Genomic DNA, 19113 nt, shown 5'->3' on the forward strand with positions numbered 1-19113 from the left:
AAATGCTCCGCTATGGATCGTACTAAAAGCAGTTTTTAACGACATCTTCTTCCAACTTCTTTTTGGAAAGGAGGCCGGTGACAAAATACGCAATACCGCCGGCCGCCAGACCAAACACAATTTCATGAATATGGAATGGCGCGATTTTTACCTGGTTGAAGAAGATAAAAGTGGCAAGCCCCACTACAATGGAGACGATACAGCAGGTACTGTTTCCTTTTTTCCAATACAGTCCGCCGATCAAAGGCCAGAAGAAGGTAGTTTCCAGTCCGCCCATGGCGAAAAGGTTGATCCAGACAATGATATCCGGCGGATTGAGAGAAAGCAAAAATACAATCAGACCTAAGACCGCGGTCAAAAGGAAACTGTAGCGGGGAAGTTTCTTTTCGGCTTTTTGTCTGCGTTCCGGAACCTTTCCGATCACGTAGTTCAGATATAGGTCCTTCAAGATCGTGGCGGAAGCCAGGATCAACAAGGACGAGACGGTGGACATCACAGCCGCCAGCGGAGCGGCTAAAAAGAGCCCTGCCGCCCAGGCGGGCATATAGTTTAATACCACATAGGGAATAACCTGGTCCGTGCTGGCGATGCCGCCCTCTGGAAGGAGCGGGAGCGTCAAAGCGCCGGCAAAGTGCATCCCAATCATCAAGATACCGACCACGATGGTTCCATAGATCATCGCTCGATGCATGGAGTGAGTGTCTTTAAAGCCCATGCCGCGCACCGCTGTCTGAGGAAGGCCCAGGACCCCGACGCCTACTAAAACCCAGAAAGAGATCATATAACCGGGGGAGAGGGAAACGGTATCCGCCCCGTAAGCTCCTTTTCCGAGCAGATTCCAGCCAGGGTTCATGCCATCTAATTGCGTTGCGATTTGCTCGATGCCGCCGCCTGCGCGGATGACAAAAAATAGAAGTAAAAAGGTACCGAAGGTCATGATAATACCTTGGAGGGTGTCAGTGATGACAACGGCCTTAAAGCCACCGATGGAGGTATAGAGAATAACGATGGCGCCAAATAACGCGAGGCCAGCCCAGTAGGGAAGTCCGGTTACCGACTGAACCAAGGTGGCGCCGCCGATGAATTGAGCCACCATCTGCGTGATAAAAAAGATCACCAAGCAAAGCCCGCAGAGAATGACGACGGCGGAAGAGCGATAACGGGCCCGGAAATAGTCAGTAACCGTTACCGCATGGATTTTCCGGGAAATGATGGCAAAACGTTTTCCAATGACGCCCAGGGTCAAAAACGCCGTACCAATCTGAATCGCGGCGACCCAGGATTGAGAGAGTCCCCAGGAGGCAGCAAGCCCCGGTCCGCCGAGAAAGGAGCTGGCGCTGGTGTAGGTAGCGACCAGCGTCATCGCCAAAACAAGCCCACCCATGGAGCGTCCGCCGGCAAAATAGTTCTGGATAAAGCCGCGGGAAGCATTTTCTTTTGCAGAGCGGCGGCTCATCACCAGGCCGAGAATTACGTTGGCAGCCATATAGATCAACAAAATCAGAAGAATAATAATCTGGTTCGTGGACATCTAGTTTTCCTCCGTTTCTTCTTCAAAGTCGAAGTTGATAAATACCTTTTTCAGCAGAAAAAGGACACCGATTACAGCTACGACAAAAACGCCGGGTGTGCTGAGAATCCACCAGAGCGGCAGATGAAAGATCGTGATGTCACAGCCGGACAGGCCGTAGCCAAAGCCAACGTGCCAGGCGAAGCAGAGCAGAAACAGGAGAATGGTTGCCAATGCTTCCTTTCGAATCTGCCGGCTTTTTTCTTCGTGGGTCATGGGTTTCATGGGATTCCTCCTTCTATCCGTAGGGGTAAAATGTAATTTTTTGCTGCGCGGGAAGAAGTTTTCCGGACAACAAAAACATCCGCCCTCCGGATGAAATCCGGTAAAGCGGATGGATAGAATTCCAAAACGAAAACCGCACCATTCCTCTCTGCGCTAAGACGTCCCGTTCGGTTAAGATACAGGCGGCTGGGTAAAAGGATGCTTCGGTTTGCCAGAAATAGATGAAATTTCCGGGTATAGTTTCTATTTGAATACTATCCACAAGCTGAATATACCATGAAGGGGAAAATTTGTAAAGCAAAAATTAGAAGAAGGTTTTATGGATTTGCTTGTGTATCCTTTGCGGAGCGCTTTTTAACGAGAGGCCTTTTTAGAGCTGAATCTTATGAGATAAAAACGGGATGAGCCTGTCGCTCATCCCGTTTTTATCTCATAGGAAATTCGTTCTTTAAGGCGATGTGATGGAACCATAGTAATCGCCCCAGTTGCCGTATGGGTCGCTAGTGGTTCCATGCGTATCGCCGGTGCTTCCGTCCGCGCCTGGAATTCCAGGGATAGGCACGACGGGCGCCAGATGCAGGTCGCATTGCTGCTTGGAATAGTAGGCCAGGTTGCTGTCCTGCGTGGAACCGGTAGTTTCTTCCGGAAGTCTTAGGCGTGCAAAGCTCTTTGTATTCGGACAATAAGGACCTACCTTCATATTGGAATCACTGCAAACCGTTACATAGTAGTGAAGATCACATTCTTCCGTGGGTTCGGTTCCTTTTACAAAATATTCGGTGTAGACGACGGAATCCCGTTCCTGGGCATCGCTGCGGCAGGCGTCGCTGGCCAGTTTTCCGGACTTGCTGCAAATTTCTGCCTGTACGATATCTTCCGGCATCCCAAATCCGATATCGGCCTTCCCAGCTGTAATCTGCTCCATAATTTTTTTCCAGATTACTTTATGGTAGTCGCGGTCGGTTTCTTTTGGAATATTCGAGTTATCGTCAAATCCACTCCAGATCGCCATGGTGTAATAAGGCGTGTAGCCGACGAACCAAAGGTCGTTGACATCACTGGTGGTACCACTCTTTCCGGCTGCCGACATGTTTTCCAGGTGTGCGTCAGGGCTGCTGGAGGAGAACAAGCCGTTTAGCCGTTTGTCCTCCATGGATTCCTGCATGGCGCTGGTCAGCAAGAATGCGGTGGATTCTTTGATCACCCGGTGGGATTCCGGTTCATTGTCAATGAGGATTTTTCCATCGCTGTCTAGGATCTTGGTGTACAGGATGGGCTGGTTATAGATGCCGCCGTTGGCAATGGAGGCGTAAGCCGCGGTCAACTGCATATTGGTGACACCCTGGGAAACACCGCCGAGAGCCAGAGACGGATAAGCGTCCCTCTCTTTGATCAGCGTGTTGATTCCAAAGTTTTCCGCATATTCAAATCCCAGGTTGGGGCTAACGGTTTCCACCAGGCACTTGAGGGCGACGATGTTCATGGAGTAGACAATACCCTGGCGGATATTGGCGTAGCCTGCAAATTTGCTGGAGCTGTACCAGTTTTTAAAGGTTTTTCCATTATAGGTGTAAGGCTCGTCATAGTAGGTGCTCGCCAGCGTCTGTCCCATGGCGTCGATGGCTGGTGCGAAAGACGTCAGCACCTTGAAGGTGGAACCAGGCTGCCGTCTGGTGTTTGTGGCGCGGTTTAGAGAAAGACTGGTTGTCTTTGCGCCGCGGCCTCCGGTAATGGCCAATACATGTCCGGTGGACTGGTCGATGACCACTGCCGAGGTCTGGGGTTGGAGCGTGATGTCCGGCTTATCGTTTAAGACGACGTCGCCTTCTTCCATAACGCTTTCCTCAAATTCTTGGATCAAGGCGTAGATCTCGTCTTGATTTGGGAAGTCCAGTTTCTTTTCATAGTACTTTTTAATGTCGTTTTCCGTGTAGGAGGTGGTCGTCTCGTCTGGATGTTTGATGGTGATTTTCACCGTAAAGGAATACTGGGTAACGGATTCCTCGTAGTTTTCCGGATTGGATACTTCATTGTCCACGACTGCTTGGATATCTGGATCCTGGGTCGTAAAGATCTGAAGGCCGCCGCTGTAGAGCAGGCTATAGGCCTGATCTTCCGAATATCCTAGTTTTTCCTGGAGATCCCGCGCAACCTCATAGGTGAGACGGTCGACAAAGTAGCTGTAGGGAGACTGATTGGTCTTATAGGTGGCGTTCACCTGTTGAATCCGATCGTAAACGTCGTCTGCCAGAGCTTCCTGCTGCTGTTCTTTGGAAATCTTCCCTTGCTCCTCCATATACTGGAGAACCGTTGCCCGCCGCTTTACATTTTCTTCCGGGTGGGTAATTGGGTTATATTTATAGGGATTCTGCGTAATCGCGGCAATGGTAGCGCATTCGGAAAGGGTCAGTTCGCTGACATCCTTACCAAAATACCGCTTGGAAGCGGTCTGCACGCCGAGGCAGTTGGCGCCTAGGTTAATGGTATTTAAATAATTTTCCAGGATTTTTTCTTTGGACATCGTTTTTTCCAGTTCGATGGCTAAATATTGTTCCTGAATTTTTCGTACAAAACGGGCGCCAAGAGTTTTTTCAGCTCCGCCCTCAAAAACGTTGTTCTTAATCAGCTGCTGGGTGATCGTGCTGGCTCCCTGGGTGGTTTCTCCGCCGCTGGAGAGAAGATAATAACCGGCCCGAAGAATGCCGCGCACGTCTACTCCTTCGTGGGTCCAAAAACGTTCGTCTTCGATGGCGACAAACGCGTTTACCAAATCTTGGGGGATTTGATCATAAGTGACCGGACTCCGGTTTGCTCCGGAGGCGATCAGCGTTTCAATTTGATTTCCCTTGGCATCATACACCTTGGTGGCCAAGCCTTTGGGAGAGACATCAATGTCTCCCATATCGGGAGAGCCATGAAGCACGCCGTTTACCATCCCGTAAAGCAGACAGCCTCCGACGGTTCCGACAAATAAAATAGCAACCAGAAATAGTTTAAATACATTTACTGCAGACTTGGTTTGAATCTTTTTTCGTTTGGAGTAAAGTTGTTTTAACTGTTTCTGGGTTCCTTTCCTGCCAAAATCCATGGAAATTCCTCCTTATAACATGATATTATATCAGAATACGGAGCAGAAATAAAGTGAAATCTTTCGTAAGCTGTGGTAGACTAGGAGAAAAGAGATCGATGGCAGGAGGAAGCGAAGAATGGCGGTAAAATTTCTGTATGCAGGAGGAGTTGGGGAGATCGTAGAGAAAAAATCCCGTTTTATTGCGGAGACGGCGCCTGTCCATTCGGAGGAAGAGGCCGCGGCTTTTTTAGAGACTATTCGCAAAAAATATTGGGATGCGGGGCATCATTGCTCTGCCTTTGTGATCGGAGAAAAAAATCCGGTGACTCGCTGCAGCGACGACGGAGAACCCTCCGGCACAGCGGGACGGCCGATTTTAGATATATTGCTGGGAGAAGGTATCTCGAATGCTTGTGTGGTGGTGACACGGTACTTTGGCGGGACGCTGCTTGGAACCGGCGGCCTGGTGCGCGCCTATGGACAGGCCGCCAAGGCTGGATTGGCCGAGAGCATTGTGCTGGAACGGCATCCTGGCGTTGAGATGCAGTTTACCACGGATTATAGTGGAATTGGAAAAATTCAGTATGTGGCTGGGAATATGGGGCTGGCGGAGACCGGCAGCGAATATACGGAAGTAGCGCGGCTTTCCTATATGGTTCCTGCTGAACTGGCGGATGCGCTGTCGGCAAAGATTACAGAGGCCACGGCAGGAAAAACGAAAATCGAGGAACTGCGAAAAGTGGACTTTGCCTTTTATGGAAAGGAACTTTTAGTTTTATAGTTCAGCCAGTGGGAAGCGAGCTGAACGTAAGCGTATTGTTTTATAGACAGAGTCGGGAGATTTACATGGAACAAGATATGTTTGACTTTTCTGCTTGTCTAAAAGCAGCCGTCCAGGAGGAACTGCCGATTGTCGGCAAAGAGTTTCGTGGGGAAAATATTTGTGGGCTCATTGGAAAAAAGGTGGATTTTCGCTCTATAAAATTGGAAAAGTGTCGGTTTTGGGAGTGTGATTTTGAAGGTTCCTCTTTTCAAAATGTGGAGTGGAAAGACTGCGATTTTTCCAACTGTTCCTTTGCGCGAAGCTACTGGAAGCAGGTACGGATGGAAAATTGTAAAGGGCAGGGCGCAGACTTTCGGGAAGCCTCCTTTCATCATGTGGTGATGAAAGGGCTAAACCTGGATTATGTCAATGGAACCCAGACCCTATGGGATCAAGTGGAGTGGACGGAAACCTCTTTTGTCAGCGCGGCCATCAGTGAAGCAAAACTAAAAAAAGTGAAAATGGGCGGAAATCGTTTTGACAGCACGGATTTTTTTCGGACTAGCTTGAAAGGTCTGGATTTTTCCGAATGTGAAGTCGGAGGTCTTCTCTTTTCCGATGGATGGAAGGAGATCGAAGGAGCTAAGTTTAACGCATGGCAGGCGGTAGAGCTGGCAAAGCGGCTGGGAATTATTGTCGTATGACCGGCTTCTTCGCTGCTGATTTGGCGCTTTTGAGCTATTAGAAATTCTTTTCTTGCTCTTTTAGCCGTTTTTCAATGTAAGGAGAGACTTCTTCATAGGAAATTCCTAGAACGACGGCGAATTCTCCGAAGATGAGTTTTTCCGCCCGTTTGCGATAATCACGATCCAGCTGCGCGGGCTTTCGTCCATTTTGAATGGATTCCTGATTTTTATGGTAGGTGCTTTTCATCAGCTGCAGCAAAGTCTCGATTTGATGCGTCTGCATAGCGGCATGATACTGGTCGGAAAGTAATTTTAAATTGTTGGAATGATAGGCGTTTTCGTCGATGTCGGGAAGCTTGCAGATGATTTGTTCTACCTCCTTGCGCGTTAGGATCGGGCGCATGAAAACTTTGGTATCGACTGGAGTATAGATCACCCCTCCGCCGTAGATGGGAAGAAGCTGATAGTAAAGCGTATCTTTTTTTGCAGCGGAAATAGAAAGAGGGCCAATTTCCCCTACCTGGCATACGCCAGTATTGCCATAGACAACGTAATCACCTTTCGAAAACATAACGGGAAACCTCCAATACTGAAAGAAAAAACAAAGGAAAAGTAAAGCAGCGTGCTCCCGACAACTGGACTTACGTTTTGGGAAACAGCACGCTGCATTTTTATTTTATCACAATTTTCTTGGGCATGTAAGCGAAAAATAGAAAAAATTTTACAACTGAAGGATAGAGAAAGCGCACTGGGGCAGCTAAAACGGGAACTCTAAATGAATCAAAGGAGCCGCTTGCTGAGCGCCGTAGGTATCTCGTTCCCCGCAGCTTCCGGAGCTGTGGGGGCGGACAATCGTAGCTTTAAATGCGTTCGCCACATCAAACCAGACAAAGGTTGTAATCTGATCCATGGAGATATGAAAGAGCTCGGCAAATGTCTCAGGCGTCAAAACGCCGCTCGCTTTTGCTTTTTGGAATATGTTGGAATCGTGAAAGATAATATCAAAAGTAAGCTGAAAAGGTCCCGAATTTTTGCTGCGAATCACGCGTGCAATTTGATTGAGTTCTACCATTTTATTCTTCCTCCCCAATGGTTTGATAAGTGGTTGTAAAAAATGCAAGGGGGGAGTCTACCTCCACCAGATGATAAACGCTGAATTGATAGGCTGGACCGACAGAAAAATCCGAGGGAGCAAAGGGCAGAGCCAGATTGCCGGCCGTTGCCTTCCTTCCGGTATAGTGGAAGTGCATCATACCGGCCCTGGCTTTTGCGCAGATAGCGGCGGCCTGTTCCTGAGTTGGAGCCACAAACTCCGCTACCACGCATAATTCATGAGGTGCCGCTTGCTTTACCGGCTCCCTTTCTGCCATAACGCCGTCCCGGCCGTATACCTTAAAGTCCATGAAGACCTGATGGTCGTCGAGCTCCAACTGTTTCATCATGCAGCGGGCCATGTAGGTGCCGGCGCCGATAATTTCATCCACGGCGGCTACGGCAAGGGGGTCCCGCAGCGCGCCGATGAAGATAGAGCGATAACCGGCAAGCTTTGCACCTTCCAGTTTTACCTTGTAGACTTGATCCGGAACAAACTGGCTTCCTCTTACGCGAACCGCATTGTTTTCCAATTGTTCAAAGGTACAACGTTCCAGATCTAAGACGCCGCCAGGACCGGCCAGATGATAGGGATGTTCCTTTTCGTACAGGGTGTGTGCGGCTACCGATAAAGGCGTGCACCGGCGTTCCGGATTTAAACTTTGAATCACAAAGCTGTCTCCATAGAGAATGCCCATGATGGCGTCGGGGCCTCCAGGAATGGTGCACAGACAGCCACATTCAATGATCTTTCCCATGTGATAGGCCAGGCCTAGATTGTGATTACCGTTATGGATGCAGGCGGCTACCGTCATAGACGGATCATAGGAGCGGCCTGCGATGATAAGATCTACTCCTTGCGCTAACGCTTCCAGATAGGGCTCATGTCCCATTTGCGCGACAATCTCCGTGGATTGTTCGATATCTTCCAAGGTTAATTCGGGCGCTCCGGTCATAGGAGAGATGCGTCCCTTTTGCAGCTGATCTTTGAGCCATTCTTTATCCGCCGTAGCGTTGATCACGGCCACACGGAGTTTCCATCCCCGCTCGGCGGCCAATTCTTTTACGACTTCCAACGTCCAGTTAATATGAGGTTTGCCGCCGGAGCCTCCGGCAGAACCTACGATAACGGGAATTTTATGGGCTAAACCGGCGGTAAGCATCATGTCAAAGTCTTTTTTTGCAGCAATTTTGCTGACAATGCCTACGCCAGCGCCCAGTTTGTGGGGGCCTGCGTCGGTGGAACCAGCATCAATGACAATGGCATGAGGTTTCATGGCAAGGCCGGCTTGAAAACTTTTTTCCGGAATTCCATAGCCGAGCATCCCGGCTGGCGCTAAAATGCGAACTTCATTCATGAGAGATAAATCCTTTCCTAATGTCTTATTTCTGATTTAACCTGGCAGATCAGAGGGGCAGTTAAAATTTCCAGATCAGAGGGATAACCGCGATGGCTACGGCCAGATTGATAATCGTAAGGGGCAGACCCATGCGTACAAAATCTTTAAATTTATAATTTCCTGGCTTTACAATAAGAGTAAAAGCAACTCCGCCTACTGGCGTTGCAAAGCAGGCGTTGCAGGTGATCACCACGATCATGACCATGGATACCGGGTTGACGCCGATGCTGTTTGCGATGGAAATGGCGACGGGACCCATGAGAGCCACGGCAGCAGTATTGCTGAGAAACGAGGTAAGCAGCGTGCAGACGATACCCAGCACAATGGTCAGGAAATAAGGATTTGTATTGCCGCCTAGGATATGGATTACCCATTCGGCAATCAGTTCTCCCCCTCCGCTTTGGGTAACTGCTCCAGAAATAGCCATCAGTCCGGTGATCAGCAGTAAGGTCTCCATGCCGGTAGCGCGCCAGGCATCCCTTTCTTTTATACAGCCGGTCAGAATGAGTACAATACCGCCGATCAGTGCCGCGGCGTATAGAGGCATCCAGCTGGGCTGCAGCATCATGATGATCAGCGTAATGATCGAGATGACCGCGGTGATTTTCATTTTCTTGGGGTTACCGGACTGCTGGAGACTGAGATTTTCATCAGGATCCCCCTGATATCCCGTATTGGCAGGCAGGAGTTTTTTTCCCAGAGTCAGCATCCATAAAAAGCCGCAGATCGTAAGGGGGACGCCTACCCAGGCTACATCAAAGAAACCCATAGGCGGCAGACCGGCTGCTTCCAAAACCGTATTGCCGGTAATATTGCTGGGAGTACCGATGAGGGTCAGGGCGCTGCCGAAACTAGCGGCCGCCGCTAAAGGATAGAGCATACGATTGACAGAGACATCCAGTTCCTTACATAGGCTTTTTACCAGCGGAATCAATGTGATTACCACAGCCGTATTGTTTGCGACAGCGGATAACAGGCATCCTAGAAGCATGGCAGATAGATAGATGCCATGCTCATTTTTTCCGATACGTTCTAATATGTAGACACTGATCTTATGTCCAAGCCCTGTCCGGAAAAAAGCTTCGCCGATAATGCCAAGTCCCACCAGCAGCATGGCGGTGGAGGAGCCCAGGGTACTAAACAGGGAAGAAAGTGGAATCAAGCCGGCAAAACCGCAGACAAGCGCTCCGATTAAAGCGGTAACCGTGATGGGAAGTTTTTCACTGAGCATGACGATAATCACGCCTAAAATGATGAGAATAGAGAGAATATCTGGCGTCATTCGGGTTTCCTCCTTTCCTGTTTACAGGCGATGGTTTTTGCTTCTGGTTGATGGACGGGCAGCTTTCCGATTGCTTTTAGTACCGACGAGGGGTGGCCATAGGTAAATTTGACAACCTCCGCATCTGCCATGTCCGCAAAGTATAAAATGGTACTTTCCAGAGTCGCCGGCATCATGCGGGAAAAAGCGGTGTGATTGATAATCATTGTTACGATACAGGCTGGCAGTCCTGCTTTTTCTGCATAGTAAGCGCTGTAAAACCCGTGCTGGAAGCTGCGGCCGATCTCCGTAGGGGCATACCCACCCTTGCCGTCAGGCGCCAACGCCAGCAGCTTGTCTACATCGTGCAAAAGACAGCCGACAATCAATACGTCTCGCTCCACGGAAACATCCAGTCCATGGATGGTTTGCAGGGAATCCGCAATCGCTAGGGCGTGAAGGAGTACGGCGCGGGTATGTCCGATCAAGGAGACTCCTGCGGTGCCTAAGGAAAACGGCGCGTCTTCCAGCCGCTCCCAGGCGCTTCGCTCGAAAACTTCACTCCAAATAGAAGCTGCTGCCTCCGCCCATGTTTGATTGGATATAGTGTCAAGTTCCGGAAATACTTGACGCATATCTGTACTGTTTTTTTTCATAGCTATTTCCACCTTTCTGTTCTTGACATTTCCTTGGGTATAATTTACACTTTATTTGCCTATAAGTAAAATACTTTTATTCCTATTATGCAATAAGAAAATACTTATTACGGAGGAAACCATGACAGATCGCCAACTAAAGTATCTGATTACTCTGGCGGAAGAGGGCAATATGACCGCTGCGGCTCAAAAACTATTTATCAGTCAGCCCTCCCTGAGTTATCTTCTTGGTTATGTGGAAAAAGAGTTGGGGGCGGAGCTGTTTAACCGCAATACTACGCCGCTGTCTCTTACGGCGGCTGGGGAGTGTTATATAGAAGCTGCCCGGAAGATATTGAGTATGAAACGGGAAATGGAAAATCACATCAGCGATATCACCAAGGAGCAGCAGAGTACGCTGCAAATTGGATGCGGCGCACAATTGTCCGCGATACTCTACCCGAAAGTATTGCCTGATTTTATTCGGGCTTATCCCAATGTTACTCTAAAATTGGTGGAAGATCATTTTGTTAATCTGTGTACGCAGCTCCTTCGGGGAGAGCTGGATGCATTTGTCGCCAACCGGCTGATGGAGGATGGAACCGTAGACAGCGCATTTTTATACCGGGAAGAATTTGGCGTGGTCGCCCCGGAGTCTTGGCAGCTCAAATTTGCGGTGGATTCCAGCCATTCCTATCCGGTGATTGATATCGATGAACTTCGAGGTCTGCCATTTGTCTTGGTAAAACAGGGACAGAGTCTCCGCAGGAATATTGATGAGGTATTTGAAATTTATGATATAAAACCAAAGATCATTTTGGAGACAAATAACTGGGAGACTTGTTATCGTATGGTGGCGCAGAATATTGGATGTACCATACTTCCCCATACCGCTCAGTTTTTCTCCGTGGTTCCGTCTGGGGTAAACCGCTATTCTTTGCCGGGAAAGCATTTCCGGGATGTGCGTATCTATTGGTCAAAACGCGGATACCGACCGGAAAGTCTGGAACATTTTATCGCGCTGTGCCAAAAGCGGTTTGCAGACGGTACGGCAGATGGGGAAAATTAAGAATGGAAGAACTGGCATGGAATAGGAAAAACCTTGTAAATGAGGGGATTTAGAACCTTTTTTATTCTATAGGATTAGGGTGTAAAAAGGTCCTTGTATGAAAAAGTGTCGGAATATTTTGTAGAGTTTCGGAGCGAGTACTTCTAGGATTTCGCAAATTTGTGAAAAGCATTCACAAAAATAAGAAACTCGCTGCGCTCAGACAGTCTTATTTTTGTTCATAAGACAAATTTTCAAAATCGAAGAAGTACTAACGCTCCTGCAAATACAAAATATTCCGACACTTTTTCATACAGGGACCTTTTTACACCCTAACCTCTATAGGAAATTCCATTGAAATTTCAGTAATTTGTAAAGAGTACTCTCGAAAATAAAATGAAAGAATTAGTTTGGAAATCTTGAAAAGTTCTGTAGTCCATGTTAGTATAAAAGTACTTTCCGTGGAAGGTATTGGGGAATCCTGTGGAACAGGAGGATGTATTGGAAACTAAAGAAGCAATAGACCAAAAACACCAGGAGGATTTGCAGAGGCTTAGAGGATTTCGTTTGCTTGACGATGAATTTTTAACCAAATGTTTTGAGGACGGCGGAACATGCGTAGAATTCGTGTTGCGTCTAGTCTTGGAAAGGCCAGACTTACAGGTGGTAGATGTACATACGCAAGTCTTTGTGGAGAACTTGCTGAACCGTTCGGTGCGGCTGGATATCCTGGCCACAGACAGCGCTGGGGCGAAAATGAACGTGGAAATCCAGCGGTCGGATAAAGGCGCAGGAAGGAAGCGGGCGCGTTACAACAGCAGTATGATGGATGCAAACCTTTTGGAAAAAGGAGAGGACTTTGAGAAACTGCCGGAGACGTGGGTAATCTTTATTACGGAACATGACGTAATGAAGGAGGGGAAGCCGGTCTATCCGATTGAACGCTGCTTTTTAGAAACGGGGAAGAGATTTGAGGATGGTTCGCACATCCTATACGTAAACGGGGCTTATCGTGGGGACACGCCGATGGGGAAGCTGATGCACGACTTTGCGTGTACGGACCCAGCGGATATGTATTATGAGGTACTGGCGGAACGAGTGAGATTCTTTAAAGAAAGCAAGGAGGGGAGATTCATTATGAGCAAAGTATTGGAAGATATGAGACAGGAATCCTGGAAAGAGGGGAATGCAGTAGGCATAAAGCAGGGGATAAAAAAGGGGATAAAAACAGGAACAAGGGCCGTTGCGCTCCGGATGTTAGAAACGGGGAAATATGCAGTGGAAGAGATTGCGGAGCTTTCCGGACTGTCTCTTGAGGATATAAAAAAATTGCAGCATAGGCAGAATGTATAAAGAATACTTGAAAAAACCAGGAATCGAGGAGCGGTTCCTGGTTTTTTTATATGGAAGGTAAGCCGAAACGGTTAGACGGCTTAGATAGCTGGCTCTTTGGCAAGTCTCTCAATCAGCTCGCCGGGGGCGCCGAGGGTCATCCGTTTTTCCACGCAGGTTTTTAGCGAGATCGCCTCATAGATGTCTTCCTGAAATACCGGGCAGATTTTCTGATACTCGGACAAGGGCAGATCGTCGAGACCAATTCCCTTTTCAATGCAAAGAAGAACCAGTTGGCCGATGATACCGTGAGCGTCCCGGAAGGGAACTCCGTTTTTCACCAGGTAGTCGGCGGCGTCGGTAGCGTTGGTAAAGCCGTTGACCGCGCTTTTCGCCATGGTTTCCTTGTGGAAGCGAAGCGTTTTTAACATACCGGTAAATAAGGTCAGGCAGACGAGCACCGTGTCGATGGCATCAAAAGCTCCTTCCTTATCTTCCTGCATGTCTTTGTTGTAGGCGAGGGGAAGCCCCTTCATGGTGGTCAAAAGCGCCATCAGATGGCCGTAGACGCGGCCGGTTTTGCCGCGGACCAGTTCTGCGATATCCGGATTTTTTTTCTGGGGCATAATGCTGCTGCCGGTGCTGTAGCCGTCGTCGATCTCAACAAACTGGTATTCATTGGAATTCCAGAGGATGATTTCTTCGGAGAAACGGCTTAAGTGCATCATAATCAGGGACAGATCGGAGAGCAGTTCGATCAGATAATCCCGGTCCGAGACGGAATCCATACTGTTGGCGGTCGGGCCGTCAAAGCCAAGGGCTTCCGCCGTGGCGTTTCGATCTAACGGGTACGTAGTGCCGGCCAGCGCCCCGGCGCCCAACGGGCATTCGTTGAGCCGGTTATGGGTATCGGCCAGCCGGGAAAGATCCCGGCGGAACATTTCATAATAAGCTCCAAGATGATGGGCTAAGGTAGTGGGTTGGGCCTTTTGCAGGTGCGTAAAGCCGGGCATGTAGGTTTCGGCATGCTCCTTCATCAGGTCATTCAATGCGTCCATCAAATCCATCAGGCGGCTGTTTAATTCGGAAATCTCGTCGCGGACATAGAGCTTCATATCGAGAGCCACCTGGTCGTTGCGGCTGCGGCCGGTGTGAAGTTTCTTTCCAGCGTCTCCGATGCGGGCGATCAGATTTGACTCGATAAAACTGTGAATGTCTTCATACTGGGTTTCATCAGGAACCAGAGCGCCTTTTTCTATATCTTCCAGAATTCCGGCAAGACCGGAGAGAATGGCGTCCCGCTCCGCATCTGTCAGTATTCCCTGTTTGGCTAACATGTTCACATGAGCCATGCTGCCGGTGATGTCTTGGCGGTATAGGCGCTTATCAAAAGATAAAGACGCATTGAAGGCATAGGCTAACTGATCGGTTTCTTTGGTAAATCTTCCCCCCCAAAGTTTCATTTCTTTCCTCCATTTTCTAATTTCGCTAGAATTGCTTCCAGCTCATTTTTCGTTTTTAATAATTCCGGATCGAGAGGCTCTTCTTTCGGAAGCGTATCTTCCGCTCCCGGCGCCAAATTCGTGTTGGGAGCAGGCTCTACGCAAGGAACAACGGTCGAAATCTCTTCCTCTTCCTTGCCTGCGAACGTTTGATAATGCTTTTCCGCTTCTTGATCCGCGGCCAATTCGTCCGCCAAGGATTCATCCCATTCCTCTTCACCTTCCGGCGTGATCGTGACAGAGATTTCTTCCTCCGCAAAAGGATCCACAAAAGCAGAATGAGGTTTTTCCGTTTCCTCGGATGATTCCGCTATTTTCTCCGTTAGCTGCGAAGCCGGTAAACTGGTCGGAGAATTTTTCGGATTTTCCTCCGTGGCTGGGATGCTTTTTTGCGCCTCCTCTGTTATTGGGATGTTTTCCACAGTTTCCTTTGAGGTTTGGATATTTTCTACAGCTTCCTTTGAGGCCTGGACGCTTTCTGCAGCTTTCTCGGTAGTCGGAAGGTTTGCTGTGGTTTCCTCTGTGGTCTGAGGAAGCTCCTTTTCCGCCTTCTTTTTCCTAGAATGCTTTTGCAAGAGCGCTAAAAGGGCCAGGAGCAGGAGCGCTCCAAGGCTGGAAGCGGAGATCAAAGCTCCCGTTTTCAGACCTTCCGGAAGATAGGTCATCTCAATGGTGTGTTCGCCGGCAGTCAACGGGATAGTCAGGAAGGCCTCGGCAAATTCTTCGGCGTCCACGGGCGTTCCGTCCACGAAAATCGTCCATCCCTTTTCATAAGGAATCGAAGTAAAGAGCGTGCAGTCGGAAGCGGCGGTCACGGTGCCGGCCACCTTGGTCTGAGCCAGCGTGTTGGTAAATTCTGTTAAAGTAAACGGTTCGCTGGCAAGTTTTTCGTAAGCCTTGATGAAGTTCTCTTCGTTGAATGTGTAAACCGAAGCCGCCAGGGACGTTACCCCTTCGTCGGTTGACTTTAGCGTGATGGTATCGCCGGCCTCGCAATAACCAAGGTCCAGGAGGTAGCCGCGTTTTACATTGTCAAAATTCTTGGTGGAGCCGCCGATGGTCGCCGTTACTTTATCCGCTTTTGCCGTTTCGATATAAGCAAACAGATGGCCGTGCTCACTGGCGGTTGCGGTATAGTTGGCTCCGGAAGCATTTCCTTCGATTTTAACCAGGACGTCGTTGACCTCAGTGGTGATGTTTACAAAGCTGTTTTGTACCTTGGCTGGATTCGTCCCGCTATAGGTCCAGAGCTCCGCGGTATCCGCCGGAATGGTGAAACCGAGAGGCAGCGTGTACAAGTTTTCATAGAGGTAAGTGGTATCCTCCCAGGTACGATAACGATAGAGAGAGGAATCCGGCAGCTGATCGGTGGTGAGGGTGTATTTCACTCCCAGCAGCGATGCCATAAGCGGGGTAGCGCCGGTAAAGCTGTATGCATTGGTATTGCCTTCCAACCCTAGCTTTTTGTAAATATCGCTGATTCCAGCGTGGGTAGTAGAAGAGAAGATGGAGGCGGAAGGATATCCGATCCAAGCACCGTCATTTTTCGTTCTTCTCGTATCCTTTTCTACGCGGTAAAAGAGGTCTGTGTCGCCGGTTTCTGAAAGCAGTTTCCGGTAATTGTCCGTATTCTTCCAATACTCCGTACGGCTGGTGATCGTAACGCTGGTAACCGCTGTGTTCAATACCATCTCGATGACCAGAACCGCAAGAACCAGGATATAAGCGGTGGAAGAAAGAATTCGCTTCGTCTTTTGGAGATAAAGCATCAGCGTATGCAATCCTAAAAGAAGCAGGCTGACATAGAACACATGGTAAGCAAATTCTTCGGCCGTGATCAGTTTTTCCAAAATGAGGATGAGACCCGCGGCGCCCCAGAAGATGCCGACAAGCCGCCCTTTGGAGAACGAGGAAAATCCCTGAAAGCCTTCAAAACACATGGACAGCAAAATAATGGTATAGAGGAAGGACTGACGGGCTGGCAGGCTGTTGGGAAAATGAAATCCATGCCAAATATAGTTGGGGATATTTAAGGAAAAGCTCAAAAGAAGAACAAATAGCAAAATTGTCTTGACAATCTTTTCCTTATAGGATACCTTTGAATTCATATAATACATCGGCAAAAACAGGAATACCAAAATGCCGCTGTAAAGGTTGGGCCAGTGATCCAGTCCGATTTCCACCTCCACATCTACGAGATGACGGGCTAACATTTCCACAATTGAAAAGTAGGAGGTCATCGCGGAGGGGAAGGTCGTATCGGCGGAAGCCGTCGTCATCAGTGCATAGGCGGCAGGCACCAGTAAAATGGCGGCAAGCCCTCCGGCAATCAGCGAAAACAGTGCAAAGTTTCCGAATTTTATCAAGTACTGCCGCAACGTTTGCTTGGGGAGCAAAATTACAAGGCAAATGAAATACAGCACCAGGAAGAGGCAGAGCATGATGGAAATGTAGTAGTTGGTAAGAATCGCCAGCCCTAAGGTCACGCAGTAAAGGAACGGTTTATTTTCCTTTACTAAGCGTTCTAGACCAAGGAGGATCAGCGGGGCCAGCCAGAGGCAATCCAACCACATGATATTCCAACTGTAGGCGGCCATGTAGCCCGAAAGAGCATAGCAGATTCCAAAGATCGCCATGCCGGGATTGTTGGTCCGGAATTTTTTGCGAAGATACCAGGTCATGGTAAAACCGCACAGGCCGATTTTCAACACGATCAGATACGTCATAAATTCGATAATCAGACTTTGAGGCAGAAAGAATAGCAGCCAGTTAAATGGGCTGGACAGATAGTAGGCAAAAAGCGCGATGTAGTTACTGCCAAGGCCGATATCCCAGGCGTAAGTCAGACTTCCCCCATTTTTTAGACGTACCAGAAAATCATTGAAAAACGGCGCGTATTGATGGTACATGTCGGTGCGCAGAAAACTCTTGTCTCCAAAGGGATAGATGGATTTTCCGGCGAATACGCCGATCATAATCAGAATCGGTATCACAAAGGCAAGAATCAGAGGCAGCCGTTCCTCCATGGTGTGTTTTTTCTTTAAGGGCATATGACTTCTCCTTTTTAGAACGTCAAGTAATATCATTACTTGTGAAAAATGATGCGTTTACTGAAAATATAGTTGATCGCAACCACAAAGACCGCGGCGATTAGTTTCATGATCAGATCGCTGAAATGCAGTACTTCCACGGTAAAGACCAGAAAGAGAGTTTCACAGACCAACGAAAAGATCCGGGCTCCGGCAAAAAGAAAGATCTCCTTGATCAGAACCTTGGAGTCGAAGGATTTGCTTTTAAATACGATCAGCTTATTGGTAACAAAGGCAAAAGCTACGGCAAAAATCCAGGCGATCACATTGGCCAGCCAGTAGGGAAGGCCGATGAAACGGCAGGGATAGTAAACCACATAGTTCACCAACGTGGTCAGTACGCCGAAGATCAGATAGGAGATGGTCTCCGGATTAAGCAGTTTACGGATTTTTTCGATCAAGATTGGTCTCCTTTACAATAAAAATCGGGCGGTCCTTGGCTTCCATATAAATATGAGCGATATATTCGCCGAGAATCCCCACAGAAAGCTCGATGATGCCGCCAAGGAATAAGACGGCGCAAAGGAGCGTCACATAGCCGGGAACATCAATACCAGTGATCATGGTTTTGATCAACGTGGCCACAATGTAGAGAAAAGCAAACAGGGAAATGATACATCCCATGCCCGTTACCAGGCGAAGCGGCGCGATGGAAAAAGAGGTAATTCCGCTGATGGCATATTTGAATAGACCCCAAAAGCTCCACTTCGTCGTGCCGATGGCCCGTTCGATGTTTTCATAAGGATACCATTTGGTGTTAAAGCCGACCCAGGCAAAGATCCCCTTAGAGAAACGTTCTACCTCGGAAAGTTTTAGAATCGAATCAACTACCTGCCTAGTCATAATTCGAAAATCTACGGCTCCCTGCGCCATTCGCACGTCGGTCATCCGGTTGCTCAATTTGTAAAATAAATTGGAGAAAGCGCTGCGGATTTTTCCTTCGCCTTCCCGGCTGGAACGGCGGGCGGCGCAGCAGTCATAGCCTTCTTCGATTCCTTTCAGCATATCGGGGATCATGGCCGGGGGATGCTGAAGATCCGCGTCCATGATGATGACCAGATCTCCGACGGAGTAGGTCAGTCCGGCATACATGGCGGCTTCTTTTCCGAAATTTCGGGAAAAGGAGAGATATTTTACATTGGCATGTTCTGACGCCAATGTTTTCATGACGCGGAGCGTCTCGTCACGGCTTCCGTCGTTAACGAATAGATACGTGAACTGATAATTAGGAATGCCATCCAGTATTTTTTGGGTTTCCTGATAAAAAACAGAAAGTCCCTCTTCTTCGTTATAGCATGGGACGATAATATCAACTGTGTTCATAAGTATCCTTTCCAGTATGGCCCAGATATCGTTGTGGGAACAGTTATCCCACACTCTTGTCCATTTTAATATAAAGAAGAGCAAATGTAAAGAACCCAGTTCGATACTCCTTCCCCG

General features: G+C 48.6%; 16 protein-coding genes. 4 read left to right on the top strand and 12 right to left on the bottom strand.

The window, feature by feature from the left end; translation table 11 throughout:
- Window positions 1-22: 22 nt before the first annotated feature.
- The 3 genes from panF to ACCC71_RS03060 all read right to left on the bottom strand — a co-directional run bounded on the left by panF (window position 23) and on the right by ACCC71_RS03060 (window position 4883).
- On the bottom strand, window positions 23-1531 hold the full coding sequence (gene panF, locus ACCC71_RS03050; RefSeq protein WP_434310962.1) for a sodium/pantothenate symporter: 1509 nt from the start codon (window positions 1529-1531) through the stop codon (window positions 23-25).
- Window positions 1532-1795 carry a YhdT family protein gene (locus ACCC71_RS03055; RefSeq protein WP_434310963.1) on the bottom strand — a complete coding sequence of 88 codons (264 nt, stop codon included), beginning with the start codon at window positions 1793-1795 and terminating at the stop codon, window positions 1532-1534.
- Between the two features lie 448 nt (window positions 1796-2243).
- A complete protein-coding gene (locus ACCC71_RS03060; protein ID WP_434310964.1) occupies window positions 2244-4883 on the bottom strand; it encodes a transglycosylase domain-containing protein in 2640 nt (879 codons plus the stop codon).
- A 118-nt stretch (window positions 4884-5001) separates the two neighbouring features.
- Here ACCC71_RS03060 and ACCC71_RS03065 point away from each other — a divergent pair, with 118 nt between their 5' ends.
- Window positions 5002-5646 carry a YigZ family protein gene (locus tag ACCC71_RS03065; RefSeq protein WP_434310965.1) on the top strand — a complete coding sequence of 215 codons (645 nt, stop codon included), beginning with the start codon at window positions 5002-5004 and terminating at the stop codon, window positions 5644-5646.
- Window positions 5647-5711: 65 nt separating this feature from the next.
- Window positions 5712-6332, top strand: coding sequence for a pentapeptide repeat-containing protein (locus tag ACCC71_RS03070; RefSeq protein WP_434310966.1), 621 nt, complete (start codon window positions 5712-5714; stop codon window positions 6330-6332).
- Window positions 6333-6369: 37 nt separating this feature from the next.
- Here ACCC71_RS03070 and ACCC71_RS03075 read toward each other — a convergent pair whose 3' ends face one another.
- The 5 genes from ACCC71_RS03075 to ACCC71_RS03095 form a co-directional block, all read right to left on the bottom strand.
- On the bottom strand, window positions 6370-6885 hold the full coding sequence (locus ACCC71_RS03075; protein WP_434310967.1) for a CarD family transcriptional regulator: 516 nt from the start codon (window positions 6883-6885) through the stop codon (window positions 6370-6372).
- A gap of 186 nt (window positions 6886-7071) precedes the next feature.
- Complete coding sequence (locus tag ACCC71_RS03080; protein ID WP_434310968.1) at window positions 7072-7386, bottom strand: DUF4387 domain-containing protein; 315 nt, start codon at window positions 7384-7386, stop codon at window positions 7072-7074.
- A gap of 1 nt (window position 7387) precedes the next feature.
- The gene (locus tag ACCC71_RS03085; protein WP_434310969.1) at window positions 7388-8764 is read right to left on the bottom strand and encodes an acyclic terpene utilization AtuA family protein; all 1377 of its coding nucleotides are present in this window, start codon (window positions 8762-8764) and stop codon (window positions 7388-7390) included.
- 61 nt (window positions 8765-8825) lie between these two features.
- The gene (locus tag ACCC71_RS03090; RefSeq protein ID WP_434310970.1) at window positions 8826-10088 is read right to left on the bottom strand and encodes an SLC13 family permease; all 1263 of its coding nucleotides are present in this window, start codon (window positions 10086-10088) and stop codon (window positions 8826-8828) included.
- Window positions 10085-10723: an HD domain-containing protein gene (locus ACCC71_RS03095; protein ID WP_434310971.1), complete on the bottom strand. Its 639-nt coding sequence runs from the start codon at window positions 10721-10723 to the stop codon at window positions 10085-10087. The genes ACCC71_RS03090 and ACCC71_RS03095 overlap by 4 nt, the downstream gene beginning before the upstream one ends.
- A 121-nt stretch (window positions 10724-10844) precedes the next feature.
- Here ACCC71_RS03095 and ACCC71_RS03100 point away from each other — a divergent pair, with 121 nt between their 5' ends.
- On the top strand, window positions 10845-11771 hold the full coding sequence (locus tag ACCC71_RS03100; protein WP_434310972.1) for a LysR family transcriptional regulator: 927 nt from the start codon (window positions 10845-10847) through the stop codon (window positions 11769-11771).
- Between the two features lie 480 nt (window positions 11772-12251).
- Window positions 12252-13103 (top strand): PD-(D/E)XK nuclease family transposase, encoded by an 852-nt coding sequence (locus ACCC71_RS03105; protein WP_434310973.1) that lies wholly within the window; start codon window positions 12252-12254, stop codon window positions 13101-13103.
- 80 nt (window positions 13104-13183) lie between these two features.
- Here ACCC71_RS03105 and argH read toward each other — a convergent pair whose 3' ends face one another.
- From argH to ACCC71_RS03125, 4 genes are read right to left on the bottom strand one after another with little or no spacing between them, the layout of a single operon-like run.
- Complete coding sequence (gene argH / locus ACCC71_RS03110) at window positions 13184-14545, bottom strand: argininosuccinate lyase (protein WP_434310974.1); 1362 nt, start codon at window positions 14543-14545, stop codon at window positions 13184-13186.
- Window positions 14542-17634: a YfhO family protein gene (locus ACCC71_RS03115; protein WP_434310975.1), complete on the bottom strand. Its 3093-nt coding sequence runs from the start codon at window positions 17632-17634 to the stop codon at window positions 14542-14544. The genes argH and ACCC71_RS03115 overlap by 4 nt, the downstream gene beginning before the upstream one ends.
- Before the next feature lie 35 nt (window positions 17635-17669).
- Window positions 17670-18074 carry a GtrA family protein gene (locus ACCC71_RS03120; RefSeq protein ID WP_434310976.1) on the bottom strand — a complete coding sequence of 135 codons (405 nt, stop codon included), beginning with the start codon at window positions 18072-18074 and terminating at the stop codon, window positions 17670-17672.
- Window positions 18055-18996, bottom strand: a complete 942-nt coding sequence (locus ACCC71_RS03125; protein ID WP_434310977.1) for a glycosyltransferase family 2 protein — start codon at window positions 18994-18996, stop codon at window positions 18055-18057. Before ACCC71_RS03125 ends, ACCC71_RS03120 begins: the two co-directional genes overlap by 20 nt.
- Window positions 18997-19113 lie beyond the last annotated feature (117 nt).

It is taken from the genome of Hominifimenecus sp. rT4P-3 (assembly GCF_051055405.1).
GTDB lineage: Bacteria > Bacillota > Clostridia > Lachnospirales > Lachnospiraceae > Pseudolachnospira.